This is a genomic window from Photobacterium sanguinicancri, from assembly GCF_002265265.1.
GTDB lineage: Bacteria > Pseudomonadota > Gammaproteobacteria > Enterobacterales > Vibrionaceae > Photobacterium > Photobacterium sanguinicancri.
The window spans coordinates 1-454 of sequence record NZ_NOIF01000456.1; the positions used below are offsets into that span (position 1 = coordinate 1).

1 protein-coding gene is annotated in these 454 nt (G+C 65.4%); it reads right to left on the minus strand.

Features of this window, described 5'->3' with window-relative positions; genetic code table 11:
- A partial coding sequence (locus ASV53_RS24585) for a translocation/assembly module TamB domain-containing protein (protein WP_189337974.1) occupies window positions 1-454 on the minus strand: 454 nt, incomplete at both ends.

Consider the following 454-nt stretch of genomic DNA (forward strand, 5'->3'; position numbering starts at 1 on the left):
GGGTATCTTGCGGATGGCACGAATATCCAGGCCGGGATCACCGGGCGGGCCCTGAAACAGCAGGCGGCCGTTGTCGATGGCCAGGTTCTGGCCGTAGGCCTTGTAGCGCCCTTCGAGAATGAGCAGCTCGCCATACAGCTGTGTGGGCTGGCCGGGCCGCTGCGATACCTTCAACGTGCCTCCCAGGGTGGCGTTCAGGCCAAAGCCTTGAAAGTGCACCTGGTCGCCGAGGGTCACGGTGACCGCCATGGACAACGGCAGGCCGTTGTTCGTGGGCGCCTGGGCATCCACCAGCACCAGGTCTTCGCTGACGGTGATGGCGTCTTCGGGCAATTGACGCGGCTGCAGGTGGGCCTCCGGTACGGCCACGGTGCCGTTCAGGTGCAACCCTTGCTCGTCGCCGTGCAACGTCAGTGTCGGGCTCAGCCAGATCCTGGCGTCCTCGCGATTGGCC